This window comes from Synechococcus sp. GEYO, from assembly GCF_900473955.1.
In the GTDB taxonomy this organism is placed as follows: domain Bacteria; phylum Cyanobacteriota; class Cyanobacteriia; order PCC-6307; family Cyanobiaceae; genus Synechococcus_C.
The window spans coordinates 1-25,653 of record NZ_UCNL01000013.1; the positions used below are offsets into that span (position 1 = coordinate 1).

30 protein-coding genes and 2 tRNA genes are annotated in these 25,653 nt (G+C 58.3%); 16 read left to right on the forward strand and 16 right to left on the reverse strand.

Annotation, left to right across the window (positions count from 1 at the left end; all coding sequences use genetic code 11):
- Nucleotides 1–104 precede the first annotated feature (104 nt).
- From DXY37_RS11870 to DXY37_RS11880, 3 genes are read right to left on the reverse strand one after another with little or no spacing between them, the layout of a single operon-like run.
- Nucleotides 105–1,109 (reverse strand): glycine betaine ABC transporter substrate-binding protein, encoded by a 1,005-nt coding sequence (locus DXY37_RS11870; RefSeq protein WP_244277126.1) that lies wholly within the window; start codon nt 1,107–1,109, stop codon nt 105–107.
- Nucleotides 1,082–1,981: an ABC transporter permease gene (locus DXY37_RS11875; protein WP_371638173.1), complete on the reverse strand. Its 900-nt coding sequence runs from the start codon at nt 1,979–1,981 to the stop codon at nt 1,082–1,084. The genes DXY37_RS11870 and DXY37_RS11875 overlap by 28 nt, the downstream gene beginning before the upstream one ends.
- The gene (locus tag DXY37_RS11880) at nt 1,978–3,111 is read right to left on the reverse strand and encodes a glycine betaine/L-proline ABC transporter ATP-binding protein (RefSeq protein WP_115127026.1); all 1,134 of its coding nucleotides are present in this window, start codon (nt 3,109–3,111) and stop codon (nt 1,978–1,980) included. The genes DXY37_RS11875 and DXY37_RS11880 overlap by 4 nt, the downstream gene beginning before the upstream one ends.
- Nucleotides 3,112–3,357: 246 nt before the next feature.
- Between DXY37_RS11880 and DXY37_RS11885 the strand changes: the two genes are divergently transcribed.
- From DXY37_RS11885 to aroC, 4 genes are read left to right on the forward strand one after another with little or no spacing between them, the layout of a single operon-like run.
- Nucleotides 3,358–4,200, forward strand: coding sequence for a class I SAM-dependent methyltransferase (locus DXY37_RS11885; protein WP_115126876.1), 843 nt, complete (start codon nt 3,358–3,360; stop codon nt 4,198–4,200).
- A 3-nt stretch (nt 4,201–4,203) separates the two neighbouring features.
- Nucleotides 4,204–5,061: a cyclopropane-fatty-acyl-phospholipid synthase family protein gene (locus tag DXY37_RS11890; protein WP_115126877.1), complete on the forward strand. Its 858-nt coding sequence runs from the start codon at nt 4,204–4,206 to the stop codon at nt 5,059–5,061.
- 44 nt (nt 5,062–5,105) lie between these two features.
- Complete coding sequence (locus DXY37_RS11895; RefSeq protein ID WP_115127027.1) at nt 5,106–5,564, forward strand: cupin domain-containing protein; 459 nt, start codon at nt 5,106–5,108, stop codon at nt 5,562–5,564.
- 34 nt (nt 5,565–5,598) lie between these two features.
- A complete protein-coding gene (gene aroC / locus DXY37_RS11900; RefSeq protein WP_115126878.1) occupies nt 5,599–6,687 on the forward strand; it encodes a chorismate synthase in 1,089 nt (362 codons plus the stop codon).
- A gap of 16 nt (nt 6,688–6,703) precedes the next feature.
- On the opposite strand, the gene DXY37_RS11905 is transcribed toward aroC, so the two are convergent.
- The 8 genes from DXY37_RS11905 to DXY37_RS11940 form a co-directional block, all read right to left on the reverse strand.
- Nucleotides 6,704–7,375 carry a hypothetical protein gene (locus DXY37_RS11905; RefSeq protein ID WP_115126879.1) on the reverse strand — a complete coding sequence of 224 codons (672 nt, stop codon included), beginning with the start codon at nt 7,373–7,375 and terminating at the stop codon, nt 6,704–6,706.
- A 52-nt stretch (nt 7,376–7,427) separates the two neighbouring features.
- Complete coding sequence (locus DXY37_RS11910) at nt 7,428–8,081, reverse strand: bifunctional 4-hydroxy-2-oxoglutarate aldolase/2-dehydro-3-deoxy-phosphogluconate aldolase (RefSeq protein WP_115126880.1); 654 nt, start codon at nt 8,079–8,081, stop codon at nt 7,428–7,430.
- Entirely contained in the window at nt 8,056–9,909 is a 1,854-nt protein-coding gene (ftsH, locus tag DXY37_RS11915) for an ATP-dependent zinc metalloprotease FtsH (protein WP_115126881.1), read from the reverse strand. The genes DXY37_RS11910 and ftsH overlap by 26 nt, the downstream gene beginning before the upstream one ends.
- A 46-nt stretch (nt 9,910–9,955) precedes the next feature.
- Nucleotides 9,956–11,122: a sulfate adenylyltransferase gene (gene sat / locus DXY37_RS11920; RefSeq protein ID WP_115126882.1), complete on the reverse strand. Its 1,167-nt coding sequence runs from the start codon at nt 11,120–11,122 to the stop codon at nt 9,956–9,958.
- A gap of 128 nt (nt 11,123–11,250) precedes the next feature.
- Nucleotides 11,251–12,072 (reverse strand): photosystem II manganese-stabilizing polypeptide, encoded by an 822-nt coding sequence (psbO, locus tag DXY37_RS11925; protein ID WP_115126883.1) that lies wholly within the window; start codon nt 12,070–12,072, stop codon nt 11,251–11,253.
- A gap of 34 nt (nt 12,073–12,106) precedes the next feature.
- Nucleotides 12,107–12,337: a hypothetical protein gene (locus DXY37_RS13525; RefSeq protein ID WP_170951896.1), complete on the reverse strand. Its 231-nt coding sequence runs from the start codon at nt 12,335–12,337 to the stop codon at nt 12,107–12,109.
- Between the two features lie 40 nt (nt 12,338–12,377).
- Nucleotides 12,378–13,640, reverse strand: a complete 1,263-nt coding sequence (gene coaBC, locus DXY37_RS11935; protein ID WP_115126885.1) for a bifunctional phosphopantothenoylcysteine decarboxylase/phosphopantothenate--cysteine ligase CoaBC — start codon at nt 13,638–13,640, stop codon at nt 12,378–12,380.
- Nucleotides 13,641–13,644: 4 nt separating this feature from the next.
- Nucleotides 13,645–13,848 carry a DUF2555 domain-containing protein gene (locus DXY37_RS11940; RefSeq protein ID WP_115126886.1) on the reverse strand — a complete coding sequence of 68 codons (204 nt, stop codon included), beginning with the start codon at nt 13,846–13,848 and terminating at the stop codon, nt 13,645–13,647.
- Between the two features lie 71 nt (nt 13,849–13,919).
- Between DXY37_RS11940 and DXY37_RS11945 the strand changes: the two genes are divergently transcribed.
- The 6 genes from DXY37_RS11945 (at nt 13,920) to DXY37_RS11965 (ending at nt 16,750) form a co-directional block, all read left to right on the forward strand.
- A tRNA-Ala gene (locus tag DXY37_RS11945) sits at nt 13,920–13,992 on the forward strand.
- Between the two features lie 10 nt (nt 13,993–14,002).
- Nucleotides 14,003–14,176 carry a PCP reductase family protein gene (locus tag DXY37_RS11950; protein WP_115126887.1) on the forward strand — a complete coding sequence of 58 codons (174 nt, stop codon included), beginning with the start codon at nt 14,003–14,005 and terminating at the stop codon, nt 14,174–14,176.
- Nucleotides 14,177–14,179: 3 nt separating this feature from the next.
- Nucleotides 14,180–14,332 (forward strand): hypothetical protein, encoded by a 153-nt coding sequence (locus tag DXY37_RS13530; RefSeq protein ID WP_170951895.1) that lies wholly within the window; start codon nt 14,180–14,182, stop codon nt 14,330–14,332.
- A 65-nt stretch (nt 14,333–14,397) separates the two neighbouring features.
- Entirely contained in the window at nt 14,398–14,598 is a 201-nt protein-coding gene (locus tag DXY37_RS11955) for a hypothetical protein (protein ID WP_006042295.1), read from the forward strand.
- A 355-nt stretch (nt 14,599–14,953) separates the two neighbouring features.
- Nucleotides 14,954–15,166 (forward strand): DUF565 domain-containing protein, encoded by a 213-nt coding sequence (locus DXY37_RS13810; protein WP_369818483.1) that lies wholly within the window; start codon nt 14,954–14,956, stop codon nt 15,164–15,166.
- A 78-nt stretch (nt 15,167–15,244) separates the two neighbouring features.
- Entirely contained in the window at nt 15,245–16,750 is a 1,506-nt protein-coding gene (locus DXY37_RS11965) for an NAD(P)/FAD-dependent oxidoreductase (RefSeq protein ID WP_115126888.1), read from the forward strand.
- On the opposite strand, the gene DXY37_RS11970 is transcribed toward DXY37_RS11965, so the two are convergent.
- Together DXY37_RS11970 and DXY37_RS11975 are read right to left on the reverse strand one after the other, a co-directional pair.
- On the reverse strand, nt 16,699–17,739 hold the full coding sequence (locus DXY37_RS11970) for an aspartate carbamoyltransferase catalytic subunit (RefSeq protein ID WP_115126889.1): 1,041 nt from the start codon (nt 17,737–17,739) through the stop codon (nt 16,699–16,701). The genes DXY37_RS11965 and DXY37_RS11970 overlap by 52 nt on opposite strands.
- Nucleotides 17,708–18,385 (reverse strand): DNA-3-methyladenine glycosylase, encoded by a 678-nt coding sequence (locus tag DXY37_RS11975; RefSeq protein ID WP_244277130.1) that lies wholly within the window; start codon nt 18,383–18,385, stop codon nt 17,708–17,710. Before DXY37_RS11975 ends, DXY37_RS11970 begins: the two co-directional genes overlap by 32 nt.
- A 224-nt stretch (nt 18,386–18,609) precedes the next feature.
- Here DXY37_RS11975 and DXY37_RS11980 point away from each other — a divergent pair, with 224 nt between their 5' ends.
- The 4 genes from DXY37_RS11980 to gatC are packed head-to-tail and all read left to right on the forward strand — an operon-like array spanning nt 18,610 to nt 20,664.
- On the forward strand, nt 18,610–19,386 hold the full coding sequence (locus DXY37_RS11980) for a queuosine precursor transporter (protein ID WP_115126891.1): 777 nt from the start codon (nt 18,610–18,612) through the stop codon (nt 19,384–19,386).
- A 4-nt stretch (nt 19,387–19,390) separates the two neighbouring features.
- Nucleotides 19,391–19,534, forward strand: coding sequence for a hypothetical protein (locus tag DXY37_RS13535; protein ID WP_170951897.1), 144 nt, complete (start codon nt 19,391–19,393; stop codon nt 19,532–19,534).
- A 51-nt stretch (nt 19,535–19,585) separates the two neighbouring features.
- Complete coding sequence (locus DXY37_RS11985) at nt 19,586–20,374, forward strand: creatininase family protein (protein WP_115126892.1); 789 nt, start codon at nt 19,586–19,588, stop codon at nt 20,372–20,374.
- Nucleotides 20,371–20,664, forward strand: a complete 294-nt coding sequence (gene gatC, locus DXY37_RS11990; protein WP_115126893.1) for an Asp-tRNA(Asn)/Glu-tRNA(Gln) amidotransferase subunit GatC — start codon at nt 20,371–20,373, stop codon at nt 20,662–20,664. The genes DXY37_RS11985 and gatC overlap by 4 nt, the downstream gene beginning before the upstream one ends.
- On the opposite strand, the gene crtR is transcribed toward gatC, so the two are convergent.
- Together crtR and DXY37_RS12000 are read right to left on the reverse strand one after the other, a co-directional pair.
- Nucleotides 20,665–21,699 (reverse strand): beta-carotene hydroxylase, encoded by a 1,035-nt coding sequence (gene crtR, locus DXY37_RS11995; protein ID WP_115126894.1) that lies wholly within the window; start codon nt 21,697–21,699, stop codon nt 20,665–20,667. It lies immediately after the preceding gene.
- 54 nt (nt 21,700–21,753) lie between these two features.
- Nucleotides 21,754–21,835, reverse strand: a tRNA-Leu gene (locus DXY37_RS12000).
- Nucleotides 21,836–21,889: 54 nt separating this feature from the next.
- Between DXY37_RS12000 and DXY37_RS12005 the strand changes: the two genes are divergently transcribed.
- Complete coding sequence (locus DXY37_RS12005; protein ID WP_115126895.1) at nt 21,890–22,426, forward strand: Ycf66 family protein; 537 nt, start codon at nt 21,890–21,892, stop codon at nt 22,424–22,426.
- A gap of 22 nt (nt 22,427–22,448) precedes the next feature.
- Complete coding sequence (gene ileS, locus DXY37_RS12010) at nt 22,449–25,358, forward strand: isoleucine--tRNA ligase (protein WP_115126896.1); 2,910 nt, start codon at nt 22,449–22,451, stop codon at nt 25,356–25,358.
- On the opposite strand, the gene DXY37_RS12015 is transcribed toward ileS, so the two are convergent.
- The gene (locus DXY37_RS12015) at nt 25,359–25,652 is read right to left on the reverse strand and encodes a hypothetical protein (RefSeq protein WP_115126897.1); all 294 of its coding nucleotides are present in this window, start codon (nt 25,650–25,652) and stop codon (nt 25,359–25,361) included.
- Nucleotide 25,653 lies beyond the last annotated feature (1 nt).

Here is a 25,653-nt window from a genome sequence, read left to right on the forward strand (position 1 = left end):
ACGATTCAGGTCAACTGAATCGGAAAGCCCCCTCTCACGAGGGGGCTTTTTGCTGGCTAGCTGGTCGGTCAGTGAGCTGTTGGGTCAGTGAGCAATGCAACGGCTCAGGTTGCCGACATCTCTCCAGTAACCCAATACCGAACCCGTGCCGGATGAGAGGCGATGTAGTCATCCACTGCAGCCTCAGCCGTCTGATCATTGGCCTGCAACAGCAAATCCGACATCTCCTGATCGGGCAAATGGAAGCGAGTCAGGAAACCAGCCAGATCTTGCATATCTAAATCCAGCTGAGGGCGACCGAGCGCATGAATCCACTCAATACCGCCAAACACCCGTTGTGGATCCTGAAGGAAACGCAACCTGTAACGAGCGAACATCCAATGCGGCGTCCAGCTGGTGACCACCACCCACCGTTGCTTGCGAATGGCCTGATCAAGCACCGCCGTCATGGCAGCACTGCTTGACGCAACCAGCTCCAGATCGTTGAGGCGATAGTTCTTGAGTGCCTCAGCCGAAGCCTGATTCAGGCCCGAGCCAGGATCAATCCCCTGCACGCGGTTGTCGAACCGCCCCGCCAGGGAAGGGTCGCGTAAGTCAGGAATCGCAGAAAGCTCCGAGGCAGGCACGTAATCCGGCACCACCCAGCCCAGACGGCCTGAATACATCGAACCGAAATCGACAACCCGATCGCGCACCCGCCGGTAATAGTCACGGTGCGTCAACGGCAACCATGCCATCAGCATCAGATCCAGATCACCGCGAGCGATGGAGGCGTACTGGATACCGATGTCGGCAAGCACGCGCTCAACATTCACGTCGTAAGCCTGTTGGATCACTCTCTGAGCAATGAGGCTCACCACTTCAGCGTCAGCCCAGGGTGACCAACCAAGGCGCAGTGTGGGTCTTGCGGATGCAGAACTGGGCAGCGAGCTGCGGGAGCCCGCCACACCTCCCTTGCCAGCGGGGGGCGAAAAGCTCACCGAGGAGGATGGTGCACTGAGCTTGACCAAGCTGGCTGCGGAGATCCCCGCGACCCCCAGGCCTCCGAGCAGGACAGCTCGTCGTCGGATCTGTCGACCGCTCATGACGACCTCCAAACAGCCATCCATGCGCGCAGGCGTTGTTGAAGTGATGATCCGCGTCGCCCGGCGAAGCTCTGACTGAGACGGTCGAGGATCACCGCCAAGATCACCACGGCGATCCCACCTTCAAACCCCATCCCCACATCAAGCTGCTGAATCCCACGCAACACCACATCACCGAGACCTCCGCCACCGATCATCGAAGCGATCACGACCATTGAAAGAGACAACATGATCGTCTGATTGACCCCGGTCATCACGGTGGAAATGGCACTGGGCATCTGCACCTTCCAGAGCAACTGGCGATCGCTGCAGCCGAAGGAGCGACCGGCTTCGATCAGGTCATCCGGAACCTGGATGATTCCCAGATGCGTGAGACGGACCACCGGCGGCATGGCGAAGATCAAAGTGGCGAGAATCGAAGGAACTGCACCCGTGCTGAACAACATCACTGCTGGAATCAGATAAACAAAAGCAGGCATCGTCTGCATCAGGTCCAAACAGGGACGTACCAGCCTCCAGACCAATCGTGAACGTGCCGAGAGAATGCCCAGCGGCAGGCCGATCAACAGAGCCAGACCGGAGGCTGTGATCACCAGCGAAAGGGTGGCGATCATCTCGCTCCAAAGCGCCATGGAGAGCACCACATTGAAGCCGAGCAGCACGAACAGCGCGAACCCACCATTGACTCGCCAAAACCCCAGCGCCGCGGTGATCAGAGCGAACATCCAGGCCGGTGGCCACTCCAACACCATTTCAGTGACAGAGACCAGGGCCAGCACCGACACCTTGATCAGATCAAACAATCCCTGGGCGTTGGCCAACAACCACTCAACAGAAAGATCGATCGCCTGACCAAGCCAACCGGGTTGATGAGCAGCAGCAAGGATCAGCGTCAACCGCCTGCCTCCATTGCGAGCAGCAACTGACGCGCGCTGATCACGCCCAGCAGCCGTTGCTCGTCATCCAGCACGGGCACTGGCTCAGAACTGGTTGCCACCACATCAATGGCCGCCTTCACCGATGTGCCTATCGACAATGTCTTGATGGCAGCCATGTCGACCCAGCCGAGACCTGGTCGGATCAGACCGCGAAAATGCTGCAGACGATCCGTCACATACATCGTGACGACCCCGTCATCAGGCAGAGGTTCGCCCACATCGCAAACACTCAGACGAGGAGGAGGCTGCACAATCGCTTCCACTGTCAGAACGGACGCCACATCGACGTCGCGGAAAAAGCGTCTGACCTCGTTATTGGCTGGATGCTGCAGCAACCGCTGAGCGGTATCGCACTGCAATAGACGCCCGGCCTGCATCAAGGCAATCCGGTCACCGATCCTGATTGCCTCATCAAGATCATGGGAAATGAACACCACCGTGCGACGGTGCTCGGCCTGCAGGTCCAGCAACAGATCCTGCATGTCCTTGCGGATCAAAGGGTCCAAGGCAGAGAAGGCCTCATCCATCAGCAAAATCGGCGGGTCAAGGGCCAGAGCCCTAGCTAAACCGACCCTTTGCTGCATACCGCCTGACAGCTCGCGTGGTCTTTTACGGGCCTCTGCGGCCAGTCCTACACGCTCAAGAGCCTGCATGGCGCGATCAGTCCTCGCCTTGCGAGCCATGCCCGCAACCTCAAGACCAAAAGCAGCATTTTCAAGCACGTTGCGATGTGGGAAGAGCGCGAACGACTGAAAAACCATCGCCATCTGATGACACCGCAGCTCCGCGAGCTGGGGTGCCGTCATCGAGTTCAGCGAACGGCCCTTGACAGTCACCTCCCCCTCGCAGGGGGTGATCAGACCATTCATCATCCTCAGCAAGGTGGATTTACCTGAGCCAGAAAGACCCATCACCACAAAGATCTCGCCGGCACGAACCTCCATCGAGACATCCTGGACAGCAGCCCGCACGCCGCGACTGGCATGAAGATCCTCAGGATCCGCACCTGAGCGCAGCTGCTCAATCAACTCTGCAGAGGATTTGCCAAACAGCTTCCAGACCGACTCGATGGAGATCTCTGACTGCACTTCAGAGCCTCCGCCCAAGCCTGAGCTGCTTATAGCAGTGGCCTGACCTGCTGATCAGCGGTCAGTCACCATCCGTTTTCCACAAAGCATTCATCTTCGTAGCTGACAGCTTCAAACGCCGTGATTAGGTTGCGAATTGAGCCAGTTTCGCAATGTCGATACAGCTCAGAGGGTCGGTAACGAGCTGTCAGACAGCGCCGCTGCTGTCCTTCGCACCGCCCCCGCGCAGTAGAGGAGCCGACCGGCATGACCACACTCAGAAGCCACCCTTCAGCGGAATCCGGTGATGCGCAACGCTTCGGGCAGCGACCCGAACGCGTCCGGGAAACGGATCATTATCAGCAGGAATACATTGAGCAATTCGCAGACCGCTGGGATCGCCTGATTGATTGGGATGCCAGGGAAGAAGCTGAAGGCAACTTCTTTGTGCGCCTACTGCACGAGCACGGCGCCCGCTCGGTCCTGGATGTGGCGACAGGCACGGGCTTCCATTCCGTCCGTCTGTTACGCGAGGGCTTCGATGTGGTGAGCGTGGATGGCAGCCCCAACATGCTTGCCCGTGCCTTCAAAAACGCCCGGGAACGCGATCTGCTGATGCGCACGGTTCATGCGGACTGGCGCTTTCTGAACCGCGACATTCACGGCGAGTACGACGCCGTGATCTGCCTGGGTAACTCATTCACCCACCTGTTCCGCGAACGAGACCGTCGAAAGGCCTTGGCCGAGTACTACGCGGTGCTGAAGCACAACGGCATTCTGATTCTTGATCACCGCAACTATGACCGCCTGCTGGAGGGAACCTCCACAAGCGGCAAGAGCAATGTCTATTGCGGTAAAGACGTTGAAGTGGGACCGGAACACGTCGACGATGGACTGGCCCGTTTCCGTTATGCCTTCAGCGATGGAAGCACCTATCACCTGAACATGTTCCCGCTGCGGCAAGGCTATGTGCGGCGCCTGATGCGAGAGGTGGGCTTCCAGCGGATCACCAGCTATGGCGACTATCAACGCGGCCACGATGATCCCGACTTCTACGTGCATGTCGCTGAGAAGGAATATCTGTTCGACACCGACATCACAGCGATCTGAGCGATGACGAGCACCTATTCCGCAGCAGCCAGCACCGCGGCCAACTACTACGACAGTGATGATGCCGATCGGTTTTACGCAGGCATCTGGGGCGGCGAGGACATTCACATCGGCCTTTATGAGAGTGCGGAGGAACCGATCGCAACCGCAAGCCGTCGCACTGTCGACGCCTTAATCGCCTTGATCGGCCAGCCTCTTCCCCCGAACCAAGCGACCACACTGAGGGTGGTGGACTTCGGGTCTGGCTACGGGGGAGCCGCTAGGAGACTCTGCAGCAGCCCTGGGATCCGGGTGGATGCCATCAACATCTCTGCAGTTGAGAACAACCGACATCGGCTGCTCAATCAAGAGGCCGGCCTCTCTGAGTGCATCACCGTTCACGATGCTTCCTTCGAGGCAGTTCCCCTCCCCGATAGCTGCGCCGATGTGATTTGGAGTCAGGACGCGATTCTCCACTCCGGTGACCGACGGACGGTGATGCAGGAAGCAGCACGTTTGCTGAAACCTGGTGGCGTGATGGTGATGACCGACCCCATGGCAGCCGATGGTGTCAATGCTGATTCACTGACGGCGATTCTCAGTCGCATTCACCTTGCAGATCTCGGATCCCCAGAGCGGTATCACCGCTGGGCTACCGAGGCAGGGCTAACGCGTACGGCATGGCATGACCGCACACCGATGCTGATTGAGCACTACAAAAGGGTCCGCCTGGAGTTGCGACGACGCCGTGAGGATTTGGAAAGCAGCATCACGCCGGCTTATCTGGAGCGGATGGATGCCGGGCTAGGCCATTGGGTTGATGGTGGCCACTCAGGGAAACTTAGCTGGGGCTTGATGCGTTTCAGCAAACCCCTGAACTGATGGAGCCAATCTCAGAGGAGACCCCATCTTCGAGCCACTCACCGATGGAGGTCGTCCATCAACTGATTCAGGACTGGAGCCTCGAACCCCATCCAGAGGGTGGCTGGTTCCGTGAGCTCTATCGGAGCTCATCACTGGTCACCCGTGCCGATGGCCAGCAACGAACAGCCATCACCAGCATCCTCTACCTGCTGGATGCGGGGTCCAGAAGCCGTTGGCATGCAGTGCATCAGGCCGATGAGGTCTGGACCCATCTCCAGGGAACACCCTTGAGTCTCTGGACTCTTGAACCAGACGGAGGCCAAGCCATGCAGCATGTGCTCTCGATGCATAATCCTGTTCACGTGGTGCCCGCAGGCCACTGGATGGCCGCACGCGCGGAGGGGCATTACTCCCTGGTGAGCTGCTGTGTAGGACCAGGTTTCGACTTCAACGACTTCGAGATGCTTCGGGACCGGCCGGCTTCTGAACAGCCTTCAGGGGCCCTGAGCGAGCTGATCTGAGCTCTCTTACGCTCGAACGAGAGAAAGCATTCCATTGGGCAGCAGTTTCGGCACCCTGTTCCGCATCAGCACCTTCGGCGAGTCCCATGGCGGCGGGGTCGGCGTGATCCTGGAGGGTTGCCCGCCACGACTGGAACTCGACGTGCCAGCGATTCAGGCCGAACTAGACCGGCGCAAACCAGGCCAGAGCAAAATCACCACACCGCGCAAGGAAGCCGATCAGGTGGAGATCCTGAGCGGTGTCATGGATGGCATGACCCTGGGCACACCGATTGCCATGGTGGTGCGCAACAAAGATCAGCGACCCCAGGATTACCAGGAGATGGAGGTTGCCTTTCGACCCTCCCACGCCGATGCCACCTATCAAGCGAAATACGGCATTCAGGCGCGCAGCGGCGGCGGCAGGGCATCGGCGCGCGAAACGATCGGCCGCGTGGCGGCTGGTGCCATTGCCAGGCAGTTGCTGAGCAAGGTCCATGGCACGGAGGTCCTGGCCTGGGTCCGGCGCATTCATGACCTCGAAGCCACGGTGGACATCAATGCTGTGAACCGCGAAGCCGTGGAAGCCAACATCGTGCGATGTCCGGATGCTGCGATGTCCGATCGGATGATCGAGCGGATTGAGGCGATCGGCCGCGAGGGCGACTCCTGTGGAGGTCTGATCGAATGCGTTGTACGCAGGCCTCCTGTGGGCCTTGGGATGCCTGTGTTCGACAAGCTGGAAGCAGATCTGGCTAAGGCGGTGATGTCACTACCCGCGACCAAAGGGTTCGAAATCGGCTCAGGTTTCGCCGGCACACGGCTGAAAGGGAGCGAGCACAACGATGCCTTTCTGCCCAGCGACGAAGGCCGGCTGCGCACAGCCACCAACAATTCCGGTGGAATTCAGGGAGGCATCAGCAACGGCGAGCCGATTGTGATCCGGGTGGCCTTCAAGCCCACCGCAACGATCCGCAAAGAGCAGCAAACAATCAACGATCGCGGACAGGCCACAACCCTCGCCGCGAAAGGTCGACATGACCCGTGTGTGCTGCCCAGAGCCGTGCCGATGGTGGAGGCCATGGTGAATCTGGTTCTGGCCGACCACCTGCTCAGACAACAGGGTCAGTGCAGCCTCTGGTGAGGCTGCACTTGTTGATTCAGCTGCGAGCCGGAGACGTAATGCCGCTTGCGCTCCCCAGCTGAGCTGCGGCCTTGGCCATGCGTCCGGCCACTGACCCGGATGCCGATGACTTGGTCGCCTTGCGGGCACGACGAGCCGAGCGTGGCTTGCTCGCAGTGCTCACGGTTGTCGACGTTGTCGTCGTCTTTTTGGCGGCTCTCGTCATGGCCGGCTTCCGTGAAGCGGATTTCTTCACGGAAGTCTTGGCGACTGCAGCTTTCGCTGCGGGAGCCTTGGCCGTGGAAGCCTTCACGGCAGCACGCTTTTTGGCAGCGGGCTTTTTGGCCACAGATTTCTTGGCCGCAGGCTTTTTAGCGGCAGGCTTTTTGGCAGCTGACTGACGTGCAGGCTTACCAGTGGACTGGCGGTTGCGATGGCTCAACACCATCACCCACTCCTCGTCGCTGAGTGAAGAGGGTTTGCTGCCATGGGCATTGGCCAGCTTGGCGGCCTTTTCAATGTCCTGAATGAGATTGACCCAGGAGGTTGAGAAACGCTTGTCGGACTGCGAGCGAGCCCCGCTTTCGACAAGGGTCTCCACGACGCCGGAGGCGGTGACCTTCTTGCGACGTCGATTGAAAATTTCCTTCTGCAACTGAGCGATCAAAGCATCAGCTTTGTCGCTCAACTTGATGGATAGCTGAGACATCGTTCCTGAAACATCTCTCTTATCTGTAGCAGATGGGTCTCATCGCTACCACTCATGCGCCAATCCAGGCGGCAAGGGAGGGATCAAAATCATTGTTTTCGAACACAGTTCGACCAAGCGCGATGGCGTCATATCCAGCATCGAGCCAGGAGTAGAGGTCACCGGCACGCAAGCCTCCAGCAGCAATCATGAAAGGGAGATTCCCCATCGGCGCAGCGATCTGACGATAAAAGCTGCGCCCAACCACGCTTGCCGGAAACAACTTCACCAAACGACAACCCAGATCACAGGCTTGCCTGATCTCGGAGGGAGTCATCACACCTGGGACCAACAAAAAATCAAGCTGCTTCGCTTGTTGCTGTAACTCCCGATCCAACAGCGGCGACATGGCGTAGCTGAATCCAAGCTCAGCAACCTGCTGCAGAGCCGATTGCTGCGTGATCGATGCCGCTCCAAGGGACAGACGTGGATGACGAGACCTCGCTGCGATCGCAAGATCACGCCAGCGGGGATGATCAATCCATGCGATCTCTACATGCTGAACACCCGCCTCTACCAGCTGATCGAGCTGACGGCAGAGACGGGTGGTAATAAAAACTGCCTCCAGATCAATGCGTTCTGGACGCAAAACAACCAGAAGGGGTTGGATCCGCAACGAGCGAATCAACCCCAGATCAGTTTCAGACGTATTCGGCAATACGGACATCACTGCGGATCAGCAGTTCCTGAAACTCTTCGGCATCCACAGTTTCCTGGTCCACAAGCATGTCTGCGAGCTCATCGAGCACAGAGCGGTTGTCGACAAGAACCTTGGTGGCACGCTTGTAGGCCAGAGCAACAAGATCAGAAACTTCTTCGTCGATGGTTGCCGCAGTGTCTTCAGAGAAATCACGTTCAGCCGCGATATCACGTCCGAGGAACATGCCTCCCTGGGAACGACCAAGGGCTACAGGACCGAGTTTGTCGCTCATCCCGAAGCGGGTGATCATCTGTCTTGCAGTTGAAGCAACTTGCTGGAGGTCATTGGAAGCACCTGTGGTGACTTCGTCCTCTCCGTAGACGATCTCTTCAGCAACACGACCGCCGAGCGCAACGGCCATCTGGTTCTGCAGGTAAGTGCGGGAATACAGGCCTGACTCCATCCGCTCCTCACTGGGAGTAAAGAAGGTCAGACCGCCGGCATTTCCACGGGGAATGATCGAAATCTTCTGAACCGGGTCGTAGTCAGGCATAAGGGCACCAACCAGAGCATGACCAGCCTCGTGATAGGCAACGAGCCGCTTACGGCGATCACTCATCACGCTGTCCTTTTTCTCAGGACCCGCCATCACCCGCTCGATGGCATCACTGATCTCGTCATTACTGACTTCGCTCAGATCACGCCTGGCAGCAAGGATTGCAGCTTCGTTTAGCAGGTTGGACAGATCGGCCCCCGTATAGCCAGGAGTTCGGCGAGCCACCTTGTCGAGGTCGACATCTTTGGACAGCGTCTTGCCGCGGGCATGCACTCCGAGGATCTGTAGACGACCTGCGTAGTCGGGTCGATCCACCGTGACCTGACGGTCAAAACGTCCCGGACGCATCAGAGCTGAGTCGAGGACATCAGGGCGGTTGGTGGCCGCAACAATGATGATTCCGGTGTTGCCCTCGAAACCATCCATTTCGGTGAGCAACTGATTCAGTGTCTGTTCACGCTCGTCATTGCCTCCACCCATGCCAGCTCCACGCTGGCGACCGACCGCATCGATTTCGTCGATAAAAATGATGCAGGGTGCGTTTTTCTTCGCCTGTTCAAAAAGATCGCGAACACGGCTCGCTCCAACGCCGACAAACATCTCGACAAACTCCGAACCAGAGATCGAGAAGAAAGGAACGCTGGCCTCACCAGCCACAGCTTTGGCAAGAAGAGTCTTACCGGTACCTGGAGGGCCGACCAGCAGAACACCTTTAGGGATCGTGGCTCCTACTGCGGTGAAGCGGTCAGGGTTCTTGAGGAAGTCAACAACTTCAGTGAGTTCGAGCTTGGCTCCTTCAACACCCGCAACGTCACCAAAAGTGGTTTGCGTGGAAGGCTCCATTTGCACACGAGCCTTGCTTTTGCCAAAGTTCATGGCCTGATTACCGCCGCCGCCACCGGACTGGGCACGACGGAAGAGGAAAAACAACCCACCCAGCAGGAGCAAGGGGAAGATCAGGCTTGAAGCGGCCTGCTGCCAAGCGCCAGGCTGGCGGGAGGGCTGAACAGCGATATCAACGTTGTGATCGGTGAGCAGCTTGAGGAGGTCCTTGTCGGGCGCGAGATTCACCTCAGCGCGGCGACCATCGGTCTCGACAACTTGAGCAGTACCACGATCGGGGGAAAGAAGCACTCTGCTGACCTGATCTTCCTGGACCCTCTCTACAAAATCGCTGTAGCGAAGTGAGCGTGCCTCGGGTTGAGGGTTACCAGCGCCACCAAAGAAAGCCGGTGCGATGACAACGATCGCGAGCACGAGGAGGGCACCAAGGCCGATGTTCCGCCAACGTTTGTTCAAGGGTCTTCCGCCTCTGATGAAGGAATGTTAATAGGTAGTTGAGAGCTCAGGTGGACCGGAGTACATCCACGACGCTCTTGAAGGCAAACCACTCGGGGATCTCTTCACCGCTGCGCAGCATCTTGCGGAACTGAGTGCCGCTGAGCTTCTTCACGTGCAGCCCTCTGGCCTCGGCGTGTTCCGCGGTGACGTAGCCCTCCTCCTCGGTGTAGACGAGGTTGAGAGAGGGCACGGTTTCCATCGTGAGCTCAGGCGCACACTCCTTGGCAAAGTTCTGAGCGTCGTAGGGACCGTAGAAGTCATCACCGCTCAGGGAAGACTTACAGCCGGCCATGTCACGCCCAATGATGAAGTGGGTACAGCCGTAATTACGGCGAATGATCATGTGCTGCAAAGCCTCACGGGGGCCTGCCATATGCATGGCGTAGGGCAGGTAAGCCCAGCGGATCCGAGCGTTATCCACCTCGGCCGCAAGTCGCTCGTAGGTCTGGAATCGAACAGCTCCAGGAATGTCATCCTGCTGGGTGGGCCCGCAGGTTGGATGCACTAGCACCACTGCGTTCTCACTGACGTTGCTGGCATGCAGGGCCCGAGTGAACAGCTCGTAATGGGCTCTGTGGATGGGATTGCGACACTGGAAGGCCACAACGTCCTCTCCTTCAGGAAGGCCAGCACGGACCTCAGCCGGGGTTTTGCAGGGGAACACACGCGACGGCAGTTCAAGGCCCTGAATCAGACCACCGAGGTAGAAACGGCGACGCTCTGTGGCGATCATGCGCACAGCTGGATGTTCCAGGGATGTGGTGCCGTAGCAACCCTTGGCCTCAATGACCTTGTCTGGCTCCCACTTGTCCTCAACGGTGAGCACAGCAAGATCCTGGCCCTTGTAGGTGAGCAGAATCTTCTGCCCGACTGTGATGTCCTCACGGTCGGTGTCCATCACGATCGGCAGTCCGAAGAGATACCCCGAGGTGGTGCGGTTTCCGGCCACCACGGCGTCGTAGTCGGCATGGTGCATAAAACCCCTTTCAGGGGAGAAGCCACCGACCACCAGCAGCTCAACGTCACAGGCATTGCGATCGGAGCATTCGATGCTGCTGCTGGCTGAGGCCTTCACTGCAGCTTTGTCACCCTCTGGAACCATCAAATCAACCAGGGTGCCGCCATAGGGAGCGATCACACCGGTCTGAGAGGAAGGGGAGCTGGCAGTCATGACAGGCCGGAGTGGATTGGAAAGACGGCGCGATTCTCCCAGACAACAGCCTGAGACTTCAGCGAACAGGGGTCACAACAAAAAAGGGGCCGAAGCCCCTCGTTGCTGAGCGAACTGTTTTGAAGCAATCAGGCTTCTTCCAGCTGGCCGTAAAGCTCTCCGGTGATCTTCACGTCAACAACTTCACGACCACCCATATCGGAGTCGGAAGGCTGAATGGCGGAGAACACTCCAGCGAATTCGCCGGTTTCGGGATCGACTTTAGTGATGGACAGGCTCATCACACCCTGGCCGTCGATGTAGCGCTTCTTGTTTTCCTTATCGAGCTTCTGGTAATCACCACCGAGGCCGATCAGGCCCTGGGGATAGTCCACACCGGTTGTGAGAGCACGACCCTTGGGATCGATGAAGTTACTGGTGCGGTAGCTCGGTGTGCGGTACTCACCTTCGAAGTCCGTGCTGGTGGTGATGGCAGCGCCCTCAGCCTCAGCCTTGAGGTTCTTGCTGGAGAAGGTGAACGGGAACTCCTCACCACCGGGAACCAGAACGGTGATGGGCTGGAAGTCAATACCCCCTTCTTCTTTGAAGGAGAGGCCGTTCTGACCGACAACGAGGTCTCCGTAGACCTGGTCAAGACTTGAGGTGTAACGGGTAAGGATCTTGCCCTCAACGAACTGGGCTTCCTGACGCTTGTTAGCAGGCTCACCTTTGACGAAGACCTGGCTGGGATGCATGCAGATCGCAGTCAGCTGATAGTCGTTGCCGGGAGTCAGCGGAATGGAACCACGAGCGGATTCAGGCAGCGTGGGGCAATCATTCGCCTTGCCGGTGTTACGGATGTCGTCGTACGTGATGTTCGAGCGATCAACTGCCTGAGCATCTCCGCTGCAGGCAGTGACGAAGGTCAGACAGAAAGCCAGCACAAGGGCCAGCAGAGGACGGATGCGCATGGAGGAAAAGCCGAAACGCCGGCTGTTGACGAAGTCAACCGGTCAGGCGGATCTTACAGGTGTCAAACGGCCGCACAGGCTTGCCTTTTGCACGTCTCAACAACGTGAAGTGTTCTCCATGCAACACGACGGCAGTGAAACCATCCAGGACGATGCGTTTTGGGCAAGCCTTCAGGAACCGCCCAAAGCTGTTCGCATTGTTTAAAACGATAGATCGCAGCAGCAGCTGGCCCTCTTTCGCCCGCCTGCAACTGCGCACATTCATCGACCTTCTGGAGCAGGACCCCGCCGATATGGCTGCTTGATCAAGAGGGCTGCTTGATCTCTGACAGTCGATCCAGCAAGCGATGAGACAACACGAGCTTGTCTTCGAGGAGACAGATCTGATGGCGATCGCCTGGACCCAAAAGCCAGCCGGCGTTCTGATCACTGTCGAGCCCCTGACCGATTCGGTCTACAGGATTGACCATCAACAAATCACAGCCCTTGGCCTGAAACTTTCGGCGACCGAGCTCAAGCAGTTGCTCATCGGTTCCTGTCAGGGCGGCAAAACCCAGCACAGACTGACCCGCGGGGCGCCTACTCACCAGTGACTGAAGCAGATCAGGCACTGGCTCCCAACCACCCTCCAGCGACTCAATCAGCTGGTCTTTCGGCAGCTTCTCAACATCAGTGGGACTGGTACGGCGCAAATCGGCGACAGCAGCGCACATCAACACCGCATCTGCTTTCGGCTGCAGCTGTTGGATCCTGTCGTCCATGGCGGCACTTCCCACCACTGCATGACACTGCAGACCTTCCAACCAGGACGGCGGAACTTGCAGCGGGCCATGCACCAAATCAACGGTGGCACCGCGCAGATGAGCGGCCTGAGCCAACAGAACACCCATGCGGCCACTGCTGCGGTTAGAGAGAACGCGGACACAGTCCAAAGCTTCCAGAGTTGGACCGGCGCTCACCAGCACATGCCTCCCGCGCCAGTCGGATTTGAGGTGGCCCTCAGCATCGGCTTGCAAGAGGGCGCTGGCGGCAGCCAGTTCAATCCTGACGGGATCAGCCATGCGGCCCGTACCCAGACGGTCACAGGCAAGCAGACCGCCCTCAGGCGCCAGGGGCAGCACTCGAGGATCGTCAAGCAGAAGGCCCCAATTGCGCTGCACAGCTGGGTGTGTCCACATGGCTGTGTTCATCGCTGGCGCCGCCAGAACTGGGCACTCACAAGCCAGAAGAAGGCTGGCCAGCAATCCCTCACCATCACCCTGCACCCAGCGGGACAGTGATGTTGCACTGAGCGGGGCCACCACCACGAGATCCGCCCATTCAGCCAGTTCGATATGCAGTGGGCGAGGGCACGCAGGGTCCCACTGGTCGGCGTCCTGCAAGCAGGGTTGACGACTGAGCGTTGCCAGAGCCACCGGGCTCACCAAACGGGCAGCACTTTCAGTGAGCACACAGCGGACCTGAGCCCCGGCCTGCACAAGCGCGCTGACCAACAGCGGAGTCTTGACAGCCGCAATACTCCCAGAGGCAGCGACCAGCACCCGTCGTCCTTTGAGTAGCCCCGGCATTGGCTCAGTCCTCGTCGAAGGGTTCCTGATCGATCAAATGGACGTATGGAGCGGTGAGCTCCGGTCGATGAATGGCGAGGGCTCTCAAGAGATGCCAGTCATTCAGACCTTCAAAAGGTGTTGGGTAGTCGTCGTACTCCAAACGGCGCGCCAGTGTCGCAACAGATGCCTCATCAAATGAAGCCAGTCGCTCCGGAGTGATCAGCATTCAGGCATGAAGCACTGATGATCATTTTGCCTTCGAGTGCGTTGGAAAACCGGCGCTAAGTTGCTCTGCCCGGGGAATTAGCTCAGCTGGTAGAGCGCTGCGATCGCACCGCAGAGGTCAGGGGTTCGAATCCCCTATTCTCCATCGAGGTCTCATGAGATCAGGGTTGAATTGGAGTGCTGATGCAGAACAGTCGCTCAAGGAAGTTCCTTTTTTTGTGCGACCAGCTGTTCGCCGCAGAGTTGAATCAATGGCACAGGAGTGCCAGCTCGACTTCATCGATTCAGCGTTTTACGCCGAAGCCAGGGCGAAATTTGAGAAGCGCTGAATCATGATCAGGCCCACACTTGGCTATCGACAGGCGATCAGGCCTTCACTGCTGCTGGCGCTCAGCATCACGGCCTGTCTTTCAGTGCTCGTCAGACCTTCCGCTCTTTTGACCTACGGTCTGATTCTTCTGGCAGGTGGCCTTTCCCGCCGCTGATTAACGCACTTGAGAGCGTTCATTCAGGCCATGCGGTAAAAGAGAGGCTGAGAAAGCCACGATTGATGTCTCAGTCGAAAAGAGAACAGGTAGTGAGCCATCTGCGCTACATCCGCCAAGAACTCCGCGAAATGCATCAGGGCGTCATGGAAGACGGCCTGCTGCCAGAAGCCGGTGAAGTGCGAGGCGTCATGGCCCAAATGGAAGCGCTACTTGAACTACTGGAAGGCAAAAGCTCTCGCAAAGCAAAAGCTGAATCCGACTGAATCTTCAAGTTTCCACTTGCCAAGCAGAGCTGTTCAGGCTTTTCTACGAAAACAACCAGGTCATCAACCGGACAATTTTGGGCTTTTTGCATCAAAAGCCTCAATATGTAGCGGTTGATAGAGGCAATCACCCCATAGATGGTGTATACATTGGAGAGCAGGGTTCGGGCCGGGTGATGGGGATCATCGGTTGTTGTCCCTGCCTCTCTTTGAAGAGGTTGCAAAGTTGACAGCGCGTCTTCAAGCAACTCGACTTCAGCGAACATTCGGAGAAGCTGCGACCAGGCTGGACCTGTGGGCGACTAATCCATGGAGACGAACATCACTCCTTCTCATCGCGCTAACAGGAAGTTTCATGATCGGGAACGGCGTTGCTTCCGTCTCTGGTGCTCTCAATCTGATGGACCCTGTGGCAGCGATGCTGACCGTGGGGCTGATGGAACTGATGGTGCGGGCGAGAAGGCACTGGGCCAAAGATCGCGGCAGTCACTTAGGTCGACAATTGCTCGACATGACACGAATTGGGCTGCTTTATGGCCTCCTACTAGAGGGATTCAAGTTGCTTTAACCCGCTTCAAGTGATTGAAGGCGCAGACAAAACTGTTTGGCATCCATACGCTGAATTCAGATTGTCAAGGTTGTATCCATGGCTGGAGAGCATTACTACCTCGAGCTGGATCCACCCGAAGAGCGTCTGAGAAACGCGCCCCACGTAGTCATTGTGGGCGGCGGATTTGCGGGTGTTCGTGCCTGCAAGGCTCTGGCCAAGGCAGACGTTCGCATCACCCTGATCGACAAACGCAACTTCAATCTGTTCCAACCTCTGCTCTATCAGGTTGCGACGGGACTGGTCTCCAGTGGTGATGTAGCGACTCCGCTGCGGCAGCTGGTTGGAAGCCAAAGCAATGTGCAGGTTTTGCTTGGGGAAGTCACTGAGATCAAGGCTGAAGACAAGCAGATCATCTTCAGCGGCAAGGCCTACAGCTATGACCACCTTGTGCTGGCAACAGGATCGGGAAGCACCTTCTTCGGTCATGAAGAGTGGCGGACCTTTGCCCCACCGATGAAAATTCTTGAACACGCCGAGGAGATTCGGCGGCGTCTGCTGATGGCCATGGAGCAGGCCGAACAGACTCCTGACCCTGAGGCACGTCGTTTCCTGCAGACAGTCGTGATCGTTGGGGGAGGGCCCTCCGGTTGCGAAATGGCTGGAGCCGCTTCGGAGCTGATGCGCAATGCCATGCGCAAGGAATTCCGCCAGCTGAATCTGGAAGACACCAGGATCGTTGTGGTCGACCCAGGCGACCGCGTACTGAGAGCGATGCCGGAAGAGCTATCTCAGGCTGCACAGAAAACTTTGTCGGCTCTCGGTGTGGAGTTTCTATTCAAAGGGCGTGTGCAGAGCATGCAACCCGGTGAAGTGATTGTGGGAACACCAGATGGTGAGCTCAAGCTGCAGGCAGCAACAGTGATCTGGACCGCCGGAGTACGGCCATCTCATCTCGGCCGCAAGTTGGCGGATTCCGTGGGCTGCAAGACGGACCGTGCCGGCCGCGTGATTGTGGAGCCAGATTTCTCCATGAAGGATCATCCCGAGATCCGGGTGGTGGGCGATCTCTGCTGCTACAAGCACACTCGAGATGGAAATCAACTGCCTGGAATGGCAGGGCCTGCAACCCAGGCCGGAGGGTTTGTGGGCAAAGACATCGCCGCAATTGTGGCCGGAGGATCACGGCCGAACTTCAGCTGGTTTGATTTCGGCAGCATGGCCGTACTGGATCGTGTCGATGCGGTCGCAGACTTGCGTGGATTCAAATTCAAGGGCGGTCTTGGCTGGCTGCTTTGGGCCGCTGCTCACCTCGCCTTCATGCCCAATGAGGAGAATCGCTTCTCATTGCTCCTGAAATGGATCTTTGCGGTGGTCTCTCAGGCCAGAGCTTCGATGTTGCTGACGGGCATGCCTAGTCAGCACATGGGCTTGGATGCTCCGGATGCTGCGTTCCCGATGGCACCAGGAGTAGGCCCATCCATCTCAGAGCCCGGAGCAGCACTGCGGGCAGCGATGGACTACTACTCCAATCAGGTTTCCGGTCTTTCGCCTCAACCCAAAGCAGGAGAGTCCACAGAGGATTCCGCCGCTGCCATCAAATAAAGCAAGGCCATCCTGATTGGGATTCCATTGCTCACCTGACTCTCCACCAGGTTGGCGTTCAGGTCATCAAGCAGGGCCCCACTCATCTCGACCCCCCTATTGACCGGGCCTGGGTGCAGTACCGGGATTGAGGCTCCGCATCGAGCCAATCGATCATGGCTGAGACCGTAATCACGGTGGTAACGATCAAGCCCACTGAGCAGGTGCTGACGCATGCGTTCCTTCTGCAAGCGCAGGGTCATCACCGCATCCGCCCCCTTGAGTGCGGCATCTAGGTCGCGGCAGATCGTCAACGACCCGCGTTTGTCAACAGGATCGCTGGCCTGGCCTGGAGGTGGTTCAGCGAGGAAATCGGCGAACGCATCTGGCAGCAAAGTGGGCGGACCGCAGAGCACGACCTCTGCACCACAAGCCGTCAAAGCCCAGAGATTCGAGCGCGCCACACGTGAGTGCAGGATGTCTCCCACGATCACAATCCGACGACCTTGCAAAGACTCGAGGCGGAGATTGCTGGCATCAAAGTGATAAGCAAGCGTGTAGAGATCCAGCAGTCCTTGACTGGGGTGGCTGTGCAAGCCATCACCGGCATTGAGGATCACGGTGCGCTCACCCGTGCGCTCCAAAGCTTCAGCCAGCTGCCGAGGCACACCAGTACAGCGGTGCCTCACCACCAGCATGTCAGCGCCCATCGCTACATAGGTGCGGGCGGTATCGAGCAGTGATTCCCCCTTGCTGAGCGAACTACTGGAAGGCGAAAAACTGGAGACGTCTGCAGAAAGGCGCTTGGCAGCCAGCTCGAAACTGCTGCGGGTCCGCGTGCTGGGCTCAAAAAAGAGGGTGGCCACCAAGCGACCCTGCAGCGCAGGCAGGCGACGAGCACCTGTGGCCGGCATCGATCTGAAGCGATGAGCCAACTCCAGAACAGTCGCGAAGTCCTCTAACGAAAAGGCCGCGAGATCAAGGATGTGTCGGTGTGTCCAGGCGCTCAACTGGCCTCACCTCACTGAGACCCATCGTAGAGGCGCACAGCTCAGCTGCCCAGCTTGGGTTGGGTCGCAAGGCTTCACTGGGTTTCGGGGAACGATCCCCGCGAGCCCGTTTGCTAACGCTGCGACTGGCCTGCAGGTACCAGCGCAGAGGCAGATCCTCGCCCTGACTGACCCCGATCCGGGTGGTGGTGACCACAGCAGGTTCGCTCAGCTCGGCGGGGCGAGAGGCCAACCAGAGATCACCGCCTCCACAGACCGACAAAGCATCACAACGGCGATCGATTCCGAAACGGCGGGCTAACAAGCCCGGTCCGGCCGCAACCCGTTCGGGTTCATCGGGAAGCGCCACAGCCCTTAACAACACTCCGTTCGCCCATTCGGGACGATCGGTCACCACATTCACGCAGTGGTGAATGCCATAGCTCACGTACACGTAGAAACGACCAGGCTCACCAAACAGCGTTTCGTTCTGCGGTGAACGGCGGCGGTAACCGTGACAGGCAGGTTCATCCTGCGAATACGCCTCCGTTTCCACAATCACGCCCCAAAGCAAACATCCATCTGCCTGACGTTTCACCAGCCGGCAGCCCACCAGCTCAGGTCCCACCACCTCAGCAGGGCGGCAGAAGAAGGTCTGGGGCAGCACTGGGCAATTGGAAGTGATGAGCTGAGTGACGATGAGTGTTCTTTGAGCAACAGCGTCAATGCGCTTCCTGCAGCTTTGCAGTGGAGATTCAGGTGCTTAGGCCGATTCCAAAGACTCCGAAACATATTGGCGATTGGCAGCGTGATGGCCCCCGACCAAGACGTCAGGGCAACAGCAAGCGCACGCAGAACCTGGCAGCCTGAAAGCATTGGTGATTGTCACGGATGAATCCTGCGCTTCAGCAACGGCGTGAGTTCTGCTTTCTAGTGCTTGCCGGGCTGTTTCTAGGGACGCTGGGCATGCTCAACATTCTTGGCCTGACCCGCTTCCTTGAACTGGGGCACATTGGTTCCTGGCCAGTTGTGGTGGCCGTGGGTGCTCTGCCTTACCCGATCACCTTTCTCTGCACGGATCTAATCAGTGAGCTCTGGGGCGAGAAGAGGGCCGCGCAGGTGGTTTGGGTTGGCCTGCTGCTCAATGGCTGGGTCGTGCTGATCCTTTGGCTGGGAGGAGTTTTGCCAGGAGTGGAAGGCGCGCCTGATGCCACCTTCTTCGACATCCAACGCCTGGCCTTCGGATCAGTCATCGCCTCCATGGCTGCCTATCTGACGGCTCAGTTCGTGGATGTGCGCATGTTCCATTTCTGGAAAAGAGTGAGCAATGGCAAGGCACTGTGGCTGCGCAACAACGGCTCCACGCTGGTGAGCCAGTTGGTGGACACGAGCGCTGTAGTGCTGATCAGCCATTACGCCTCGGGCGTTCTCCCCGTGCGTCCGGGCGAACCGGTGGCTCCGCAACTGATTTCGTTCATCGCCAGCGGCTATTTGTTCAAGTCGGCCGCTGCACTAGCGGACACCCTGCCATTCATCTGGATCACTGGTCGACTGAGACAGTGGCTTGAGATCCCCCACAGCGGCAGTGAGATCGGGGGCGATGACGATCCCTGCATGCAAGTGATGACAAGCACCAATCCGCTGTCAGGCTTGGAGAAACCGATCTAAAGCCATGGATGCTGCACTCTCCGGTTTCAACCTGGGAACGGTGTTGCTGTTCAGCAGCGGCTTCTTCGTGGTGACCACGTTCTTGTTCGGCACCATGGGCGGCTACTACAACACTGATCAATACGACGGCAACGGCACAGCGCACTAAAGCCAGCTCTCACGATCCACGATCGATCATCAAGCCAACGCCACGTTCGGCATGCCTTCCATCCTCCCCGGCCCGGCCGCTAACAACGACACCATTCGCCTGGCCCTGCAGAGCTGGCCTGACGTTGATCAGTACCTGCAGAGCTGCAAAGGAATCATTGTTCCGCTTGGATCCACTGAGCAACACGGCCCGACAGGAGCCATCGGCACCGACGCCCTGACCGCCGAGGCCGTAGCTCTTGAGCTCGGACGGCTGAGCGGCGTCCTGGTCACGCCTGTGCAAGCTTTCGGCATGGCCGAACACCATCTTGGATTTGCAGGCACCATGAGCCTTCAGCCCGCAACCTTGCTGGCTGTGATGCATGACCTTGTGATCTCACTGGCCACCCACGGCTTCGAGCGGATCCTTGTGGTGAACGGTCATGGCGGCAACATCGCCACAAGCAAGGCAGCCTTCGCTCAGGCCTATGGCACCGCAGCAAGCCGCAACCTGGAGGTTGCCCCGCGTTTGCGCTGCAGGCTGGCGAACTGGTTCATGGCCGGTCCGGTGATGAGGCGAGCCCGTGAGCTCTATGGCGACCGCGAAGGACAGCACGCCACCCCCAGCGAGATTGCCGTCACCCTGCATCTCCACGACAGCCTGATCAGCAAGCAGAGATCGCTGCCAGATCCAGCACCCTGCGGATCGATTCATGGGCCTGCGGACTTCCGCCGCCGCTACCCCGACGGACGCATGGGATCAGACCCTTTTCTGGCCAGACCAGAACACGGCCTGGAGCTCTTGAACACGGCAGCGAAGGCGTTGCGCGAGGATCTGGAAACTTTTCTCGCCGCTGCATGAGCAAGATCACCGCCGACGACGTGCGCAAGGTGGCCCATCTGGCCCGCCTCGATCTGCCTGAGGAGAAAATCACGACCTACACAGGGCAGCTCGAGCGGATTCTCGATTATGTGGATCAGCTCCAGGGCGTGGACACCGAAGGTGTTCCTCCCACCACCCGTGCGGTGGAAGTGGTGAATGCCACCAGAACAGACAAGGTGGAACCCACCCAGGTGCGAGAAGAACTTCTGGAACAGGCACCTTTGAGAGAAGGAGACTTCTTCCGAGTGCCAAAAATCCTGGCCGAATGATCAGCGAGAGGAAGAGGACGAACGCTTTGACTCGGTTTTAATCGCAATCTCGTTAACAAATCCCAGCCAGGGTCTTTGTAGCCGACGCAAAGGCATAAATCTGGCGACACGGCGCATTTTTCCCCTGCGGCGTTTGTGGCTACGAACCCCAACAAGAATGTCGTAGAGAAAGTTATATCCATCGCGGCGTGTTTCAAAAATTCCCAGCCGCTGCGGGGAGCCTTTGGAATCCAATAAAGGCTTAGTTGCTTCATAGGCAGGTTTGTAATCAAACCAGGGAATCGATGGCCATAGATGATGGATGAGGTGATAGTTCTGACCCATGATCAACCAATTCATGAGCCGGCCTGGATAGATCCTGGAGTTCTTCCAGCGATTACGCGATGTAAAAGGTCGGTGGGGTAAGTAATCAAAAAACAGACCGAGAGTCACTCCAACCATGAGAGCTGGAGCAAACCAGCAGTTGAAGACAAAGGGAAGAAACTGAAATTTGGCCGCAGCAACAACAATCACCAGAAAAATACTGCGCTCGAAACCCCACTGCATTAATTCCCAGCGCTTCCACAATCTGCGCTGAAAGAAAAACCACTCGTGATAGAAAAATCGTGGAGCGATTAACCACAGAGGTCCGAAGGTGCTCACGATGTGATCCGGATCATTATTGGGATCATTCACATGGGCGTGATGCTCGAGATGAACCCTGGTGAAAACAGGGAAACTGAAGCCGAGCAACAGTGCTGAGCCATGCCCCATGGCCTGATTGATCCAGGGGACAGGATGCGCTGATTTATGGCAGGCGTCATGGATGACGGTGCCCTCTAAGTGCAGAGCCAGAAAACCGGTTGCCAACAACACTGGTAGGGGCCATCCCGCCACAAACCAACCCCAGATGGTCAATGCGGCCAGCACATAACCACCAAGAAACAACCCCACGGTGAGGTTCAACGCTGCAGGTGGTGCCAAGAATTCCCTCGGCACAGAGCGCAGACGAGTCTGAGCGCCTTGCGTTGCAGGTTGTCCGAGGGCCTGTGTCATCAACGAGGGGAGATTGGCTGACCGCAGTAAGTGGAACCAAATTAGGGAAACGGATGCCCACCGGGGGACTTGAACCCCCACGACCGAAGCCACTGGTACCTAAAACCAGCGCGTCTACCAATTCCGCCAGATGGGCAGGTTGCAACTCTAGGCAGGCAACCAGAATGCACCCAGACATGCTGCTTCTTTGATGCTGGCCACAATCGCTGGAGACCTTTGTCTGCTGTTGGGCCTGGCGGTCCTGCTGCTGCCATTGCTCGCCACGGAACTGAGTCGGCCCAGAGACGGGATCTGGGGAGGCATTGTGCTGCTGCTCGGCCTGGTTTTGGTCACCAGTAGTGACCGCCTGCGCGGTGCACCGATGCTCGCCGTCATCTGCAGCGCTTTGCTGATAAGTCGACTCGGCGCAGAGGTGGCCCAATCACGCTGGCAACGACTCAGCCAAGAGGAGCAACAGCGACTGCAGTCAAAAGAACGTTGGGCGACGAGCGCGCAACAGCTCAGCACGTCGGTCACCACATTGCTGACCAATCTGCAGGCTGCTATCGGCAGCCTGAAAACCGAACCACCTGCTGACAATCGTGAAGAGGGCAGTAGCCGCAGCGGCAAACGCTGGGTTCGCCCTGAGCACTCCAATCAGCCAGACACCACGGAGGACGCACTTTCAACAACCCTGGAGAAGCCCAAGGAAGCAACGGCACCCAACTTGGCCAGCGAGGACGGATAATTCCGTCTGCAGCTGCCCAACCGTGAGCAAGGAGACGCGCGACGCCAACGCCGAAGGACGTCCCTCCTACAAGGACACGCTCAACCTGCTGCAGACCAGCTTCGGCATGCGCGCCAATGCCGTGAAGCGAGAACCAGAGCTGCAGTCGTTCTGGAGTGAGAACGGGATCGACCTGAAGCTGGGCCTGCAGAACTCAGGGCCGATCTTCACCCTGCACGACGGACCGCCTTACGCCAATGGCCCCCTGCATATGGGCCATGCCTTGAACAAGGTTCTCAAGGATGTGATCAATAAATATCAGATCCTGCGAGGACGCAAGGTTCGTTACATCCCTGGCTGGGACTGCCATGGCCTACCGATCGAACTGAAGGTTCTGCAGTCGATGGATCAGGATCAGCGCCAAGCGCTCACACCGATCAAGCTGCGCAAAAAGGCCGCCGTCTATGCCCGCAAGCAGGTGAACGGCCAGATGAAAGGGTTTCAGCGTTGGGGGATCTGGGCCGACTGGCAAGAGCCTTACCTCACCCTGCAAAAGAACTACGAAGCCGCCCAGATCAAGGTCTTCGGCGAGATGGTGCTCAAAGGGCACATCTACAGGGGTCTCAAACCGGTGCATTGGAGCCCCAGCTCGCAGACAGCACTAGCAGAGGCAGAGCTCGAGTACCCCGATGGCCACACCAGCCCCAGCGTTTACGTCGCCTTCCCGGCGGTTGAACTACCCGCACCGCTGCGCGACGCCCTCAGCACAGAGGGCATCGAATTGCCCGGTGATGCCGACGCACTCGGGAAGACCCTTCAGGTGGCGATCTGGACCACAACCCCCTGGACGCTTCCGGCCAACCTGGCGGTCTCCGTCAATGAACGCCTGGACTATGCCCTCGTCGACGATGGCGAGGGGCGGCTGCTTGTGGTGGCCGCTGACCTGATCGACTCCCTCGCCACAACGCTGGAGCGACCACTCGTCCGCAAAGCCACGGTGAAGGGAGCGCTGCTTTCCGGACTGACGTACCGCCATCCCTTGCTGGACCGCACCAGCCCCGTTGTGCTCGGCGGTGAATACATCACGACAGAATCGGGCACAGGCCTCGTGCACACGGCACCAGGCCATGGAGTCGACGACTTTCACACAGGCCAGAAAAATGGCCTACCTGTTCTGTGCCCTGTCGACGAAGCTGGCACGCTCACGGACGAGGCGGGACCCTTCGCCGGTCTCAATGTCCTGAAGGACGCCAACCCAGTGATCATCGACGCGCTCGAGACGGCAGGGGCACTGCTGAAGCAAGAGACCTACGGACACCGCTACCCCTATGACTGGCGCACCAAAAAGCCCACGATCTTCCGTGCCACCGAACAGTGGTTCGCCTCCGTCGATGGCTTCCGTCAGCAGGCCCTGGATGCCATCGATCGAGTCGAGTGGACACCCGCTTCAGGTCGAAACCGCATTGAGGCGATGGTCAAGGAACGGGGCGACTGGTGCATCTCCCGACAGCGCACCTGGGGTGTGCCGATCCCCGTCTTCTACAACCGCAGTGGAGGCGACGTCCTGCTCAACGCCGACACCCTCGCGCACATCGAAGCACTGATCGCCGAACACGGTGCCGATGTTTGGTGGGAAAAAGACGAAGCTGATCTTCTGCCTCCCGCCTATGCCGATCAGGCTGAGCAATGGCGCAAGGGCACCGACACCATGGATGTGTGGTTCGACTCCGGCTCCAGTTGGGCCGCAGTCTCGAGCCCACAAGAGGGCCTTGGCTATCCCGCCGATCTGTACCTGGAGGGCTCTGACCAACATCGCGGCTGGTTCCAGAGCTCATTGCTGACATCCGTGGCAGTCAATGGTCATGCCCCCTACCAGCGAGTGCTCACTCACGGTTTCGCCTTGGATGAAAAAGGTCGCAAGATGAGTAAATCGTTGGGCAACGTTGTTGACCCGATGGTGATCATCGAGGGCGGCAAGAACCAGAAGCAAGAACCTGCCTACGGCGCTGATGTGCTGCGCCTGTGGGTGAGCTCGGTTGACTACTCCGCTGATGTGCCGATCGGTGCCGGCATCCTTCGCCAACTCGCGGATGTCTACCGCAAGGTGCGCAACACCAGCCGCTACCTACTGGGCAACCTCCACGACTTCAATCCAGCCGACGACGCCATTCCTGTGGAGAAGCTGCCGTTGCTGGACCGCTGGATGCTGCAGCGAACTGCGGAGGTGATGGATGAGATCACGGAAGCGTTCGAGAGCTTTGAATTCTTCCGCTTCTTCCAACTACTGCAGAACTTCTGCGTGACCGACCTGTCGAACTTTTATCTCGACATCGCCAAGGACAGGCTCTATGTGAGCGCACCCTCCGACCGACGACGACGGAGCTGTCAGACCGTGATGTCGCTGATCATCGAACGACTGGCTGGTCTGATCGCTCCTGTGCTGTGCCACATGGCCGAGGACATCTGGCAGAACCTGCCCTACGAGGTAGAGGAGACATCGGTTTTCCAGCGCGGTTGGCCAACTGTTCCAGCCGAATGGCGCGATCCCAGCCTCAGTGAACCGATCCAGCGATTGCGAGAGCTGCGTGCTGCGGTGAACAGAGTTTTGGAGGACTGCCGAAGCAGACAGGAACTGGGGGCATCGCTGGAGGCAGCCGTCAGAATCGAAACTCGCAACCCAGAGCTGGAGTCAGCCCTCAACTGGTTGAACGAGAACGGCGATGCGGAGGCTGATGGTCTGCGCGACTGGCTGCTGGTCTCTCAGCTGCAATTAGGAGGAGAGCCCTGGGCCGAACTCCTCGCCGACCAGACAGACGACACCGCGATCATCGAGGTGAGCAGAGCCCGTGGGATCAAATGCGAACGCTGTTGGCACTACGAGAGTGATGTGGGCCAGCACACCCAGCATCCAACCCTGTGCGGACGCTGTTGCAATGTTCTGAATCGTCGCTGATCACCAGCTGGCCTGAGCCAGCAGTTCTTCCGGATTCACAGGCCCGACAAGCCTGGTTTCGCCGGAGGGGTCCAGCGGGCCCTGCAGCAATTCCGCCCAATCCAAGCGCGTGCCATCGGGGAGAACCGATGCATCTGGATCGAAGGCTGTGGAATGGGTTGTGCTGCTGCTGAAGCCACGAAAGATCAACAGTTCAAACGGCTCATCCAACACAAACCCGTGCAACCTCACCACCCGATCAGGGCTCAGACGCGTGCGCTCTTCCAGCTCCTGAACGAGGGCGGTGGATTCCATG

What these genes read in the sequence shown, in the direction of transcription:
- DXY37_RS11870 (WP_244277126.1), bottom strand. Translation starts at nt 1,109, where the DNA reads ATGGATGGCTGTTTGGAGGTCGTCATGAGCGGTCGACAGATCCGACGA.
- DXY37_RS11885 (WP_115126876.1), top strand. Translation starts at nt 3,358, where the DNA reads ATGACCACACTCAGAAGCCACCCTTCAGCGGAATCCGGTGATGCGCAA.
- DXY37_RS11890 (WP_115126877.1), top strand. Translation starts at nt 4,204, where the DNA reads ATGACGAGCACCTATTCCGCAGCAGCCAGCACCGCGGCCAACTACTAC.
- DXY37_RS11895 (WP_115127027.1), top strand. Translation starts at nt 5,106, where the DNA reads ATGGAGGTCGTCCATCAACTGATTCAGGACTGGAGCCTCGAACCCCAT.
- DXY37_RS11905 (WP_115126879.1), bottom strand. Translation starts at nt 7,375, where the DNA reads ATGTCTCAGCTATCCATCAAGTTGAGCGACAAAGCTGATGCTTTGATC.
- DXY37_RS11910 (WP_115126880.1), bottom strand. Translation starts at nt 8,081, where the DNA reads ATGTCCGTATTGCCGAATACGTCTGAAACTGATCTGGGGTTGATTCGC.
- sat (WP_115126882.1), bottom strand. Translation starts at nt 11,122, where the DNA reads ATGACTGCCAGCTCCCCTTCCTCTCAGACCGGTGTGATCGCTCCCTAT.
- psbO (WP_115126883.1), bottom strand. Translation starts at nt 12,072, where the DNA reads ATGCGCATCCGTCCTCTGCTGGCCCTTGTGCTGGCTTTCTGTCTGACC.
- DXY37_RS13525 (WP_170951896.1), bottom strand. Translation starts at nt 12,337, where the DNA reads ATGAATGTGCGCAGTTGCAGGCGGGCGAAAGAGGGCCAGCTGCTGCTG.
- coaBC (WP_115126885.1), bottom strand. Translation starts at nt 13,640, where the DNA reads ATGCCGGGGCTACTCAAAGGACGACGGGTGCTGGTCGCTGCCTCTGGG.
- DXY37_RS11940 (WP_115126886.1), bottom strand. Translation starts at nt 13,848, where the DNA reads ATGCTGATCACTCCGGAGCGACTGGCTTCATTTGATGAGGCATCTGTT.
- DXY37_RS11950 (WP_115126887.1), top strand. Translation starts at nt 14,003, where the DNA reads ATGAGATCAGGGTTGAATTGGAGTGCTGATGCAGAACAGTCGCTCAAG.
- DXY37_RS13530 (WP_170951895.1), top strand. Translation starts at nt 14,180, where the DNA reads ATGATCAGGCCCACACTTGGCTATCGACAGGCGATCAGGCCTTCACTG.
- DXY37_RS11955 (WP_006042295.1), top strand. Translation starts at nt 14,398, where the DNA reads ATGTCTCAGTCGAAAAGAGAACAGGTAGTGAGCCATCTGCGCTACATC.
- DXY37_RS13810 (WP_369818483.1), top strand. Translation starts at nt 14,954, where the DNA reads ATGATCGGGAACGGCGTTGCTTCCGTCTCTGGTGCTCTCAATCTGATG.
- DXY37_RS11965 (WP_115126888.1), top strand. Translation starts at nt 15,245, where the DNA reads ATGGCTGGAGAGCATTACTACCTCGAGCTGGATCCACCCGAAGAGCGT.
- DXY37_RS11980 (WP_115126891.1), top strand. Translation starts at nt 18,610, where the DNA reads ATGAATCCTGCGCTTCAGCAACGGCGTGAGTTCTGCTTTCTAGTGCTT.
- DXY37_RS13535 (WP_170951897.1), top strand. Translation starts at nt 19,391, where the DNA reads ATGGATGCTGCACTCTCCGGTTTCAACCTGGGAACGGTGTTGCTGTTC.
- DXY37_RS11985 (WP_115126892.1), top strand. Translation starts at nt 19,586, where the DNA reads ATGCCTTCCATCCTCCCCGGCCCGGCCGCTAACAACGACACCATTCGC.
- gatC (WP_115126893.1), top strand. Translation starts at nt 20,371, where the DNA reads ATGAGCAAGATCACCGCCGACGACGTGCGCAAGGTGGCCCATCTGGCC.
- crtR (WP_115126894.1), bottom strand. Translation starts at nt 21,699, where the DNA reads ATGACACAGGCCCTCGGACAACCTGCAACGCAAGGCGCTCAGACTCGT.
- DXY37_RS12005 (WP_115126895.1), top strand. Translation starts at nt 21,890, where the DNA reads ATGCTGGCCACAATCGCTGGAGACCTTTGTCTGCTGTTGGGCCTGGCG.
- DXY37_RS12015 (WP_115126897.1), bottom strand. Translation starts at nt 25,652, where the DNA reads ATGGAATCCACCGCCCTCGTTCAGGAGCTGGAAGAGCGCACGCGTCTG.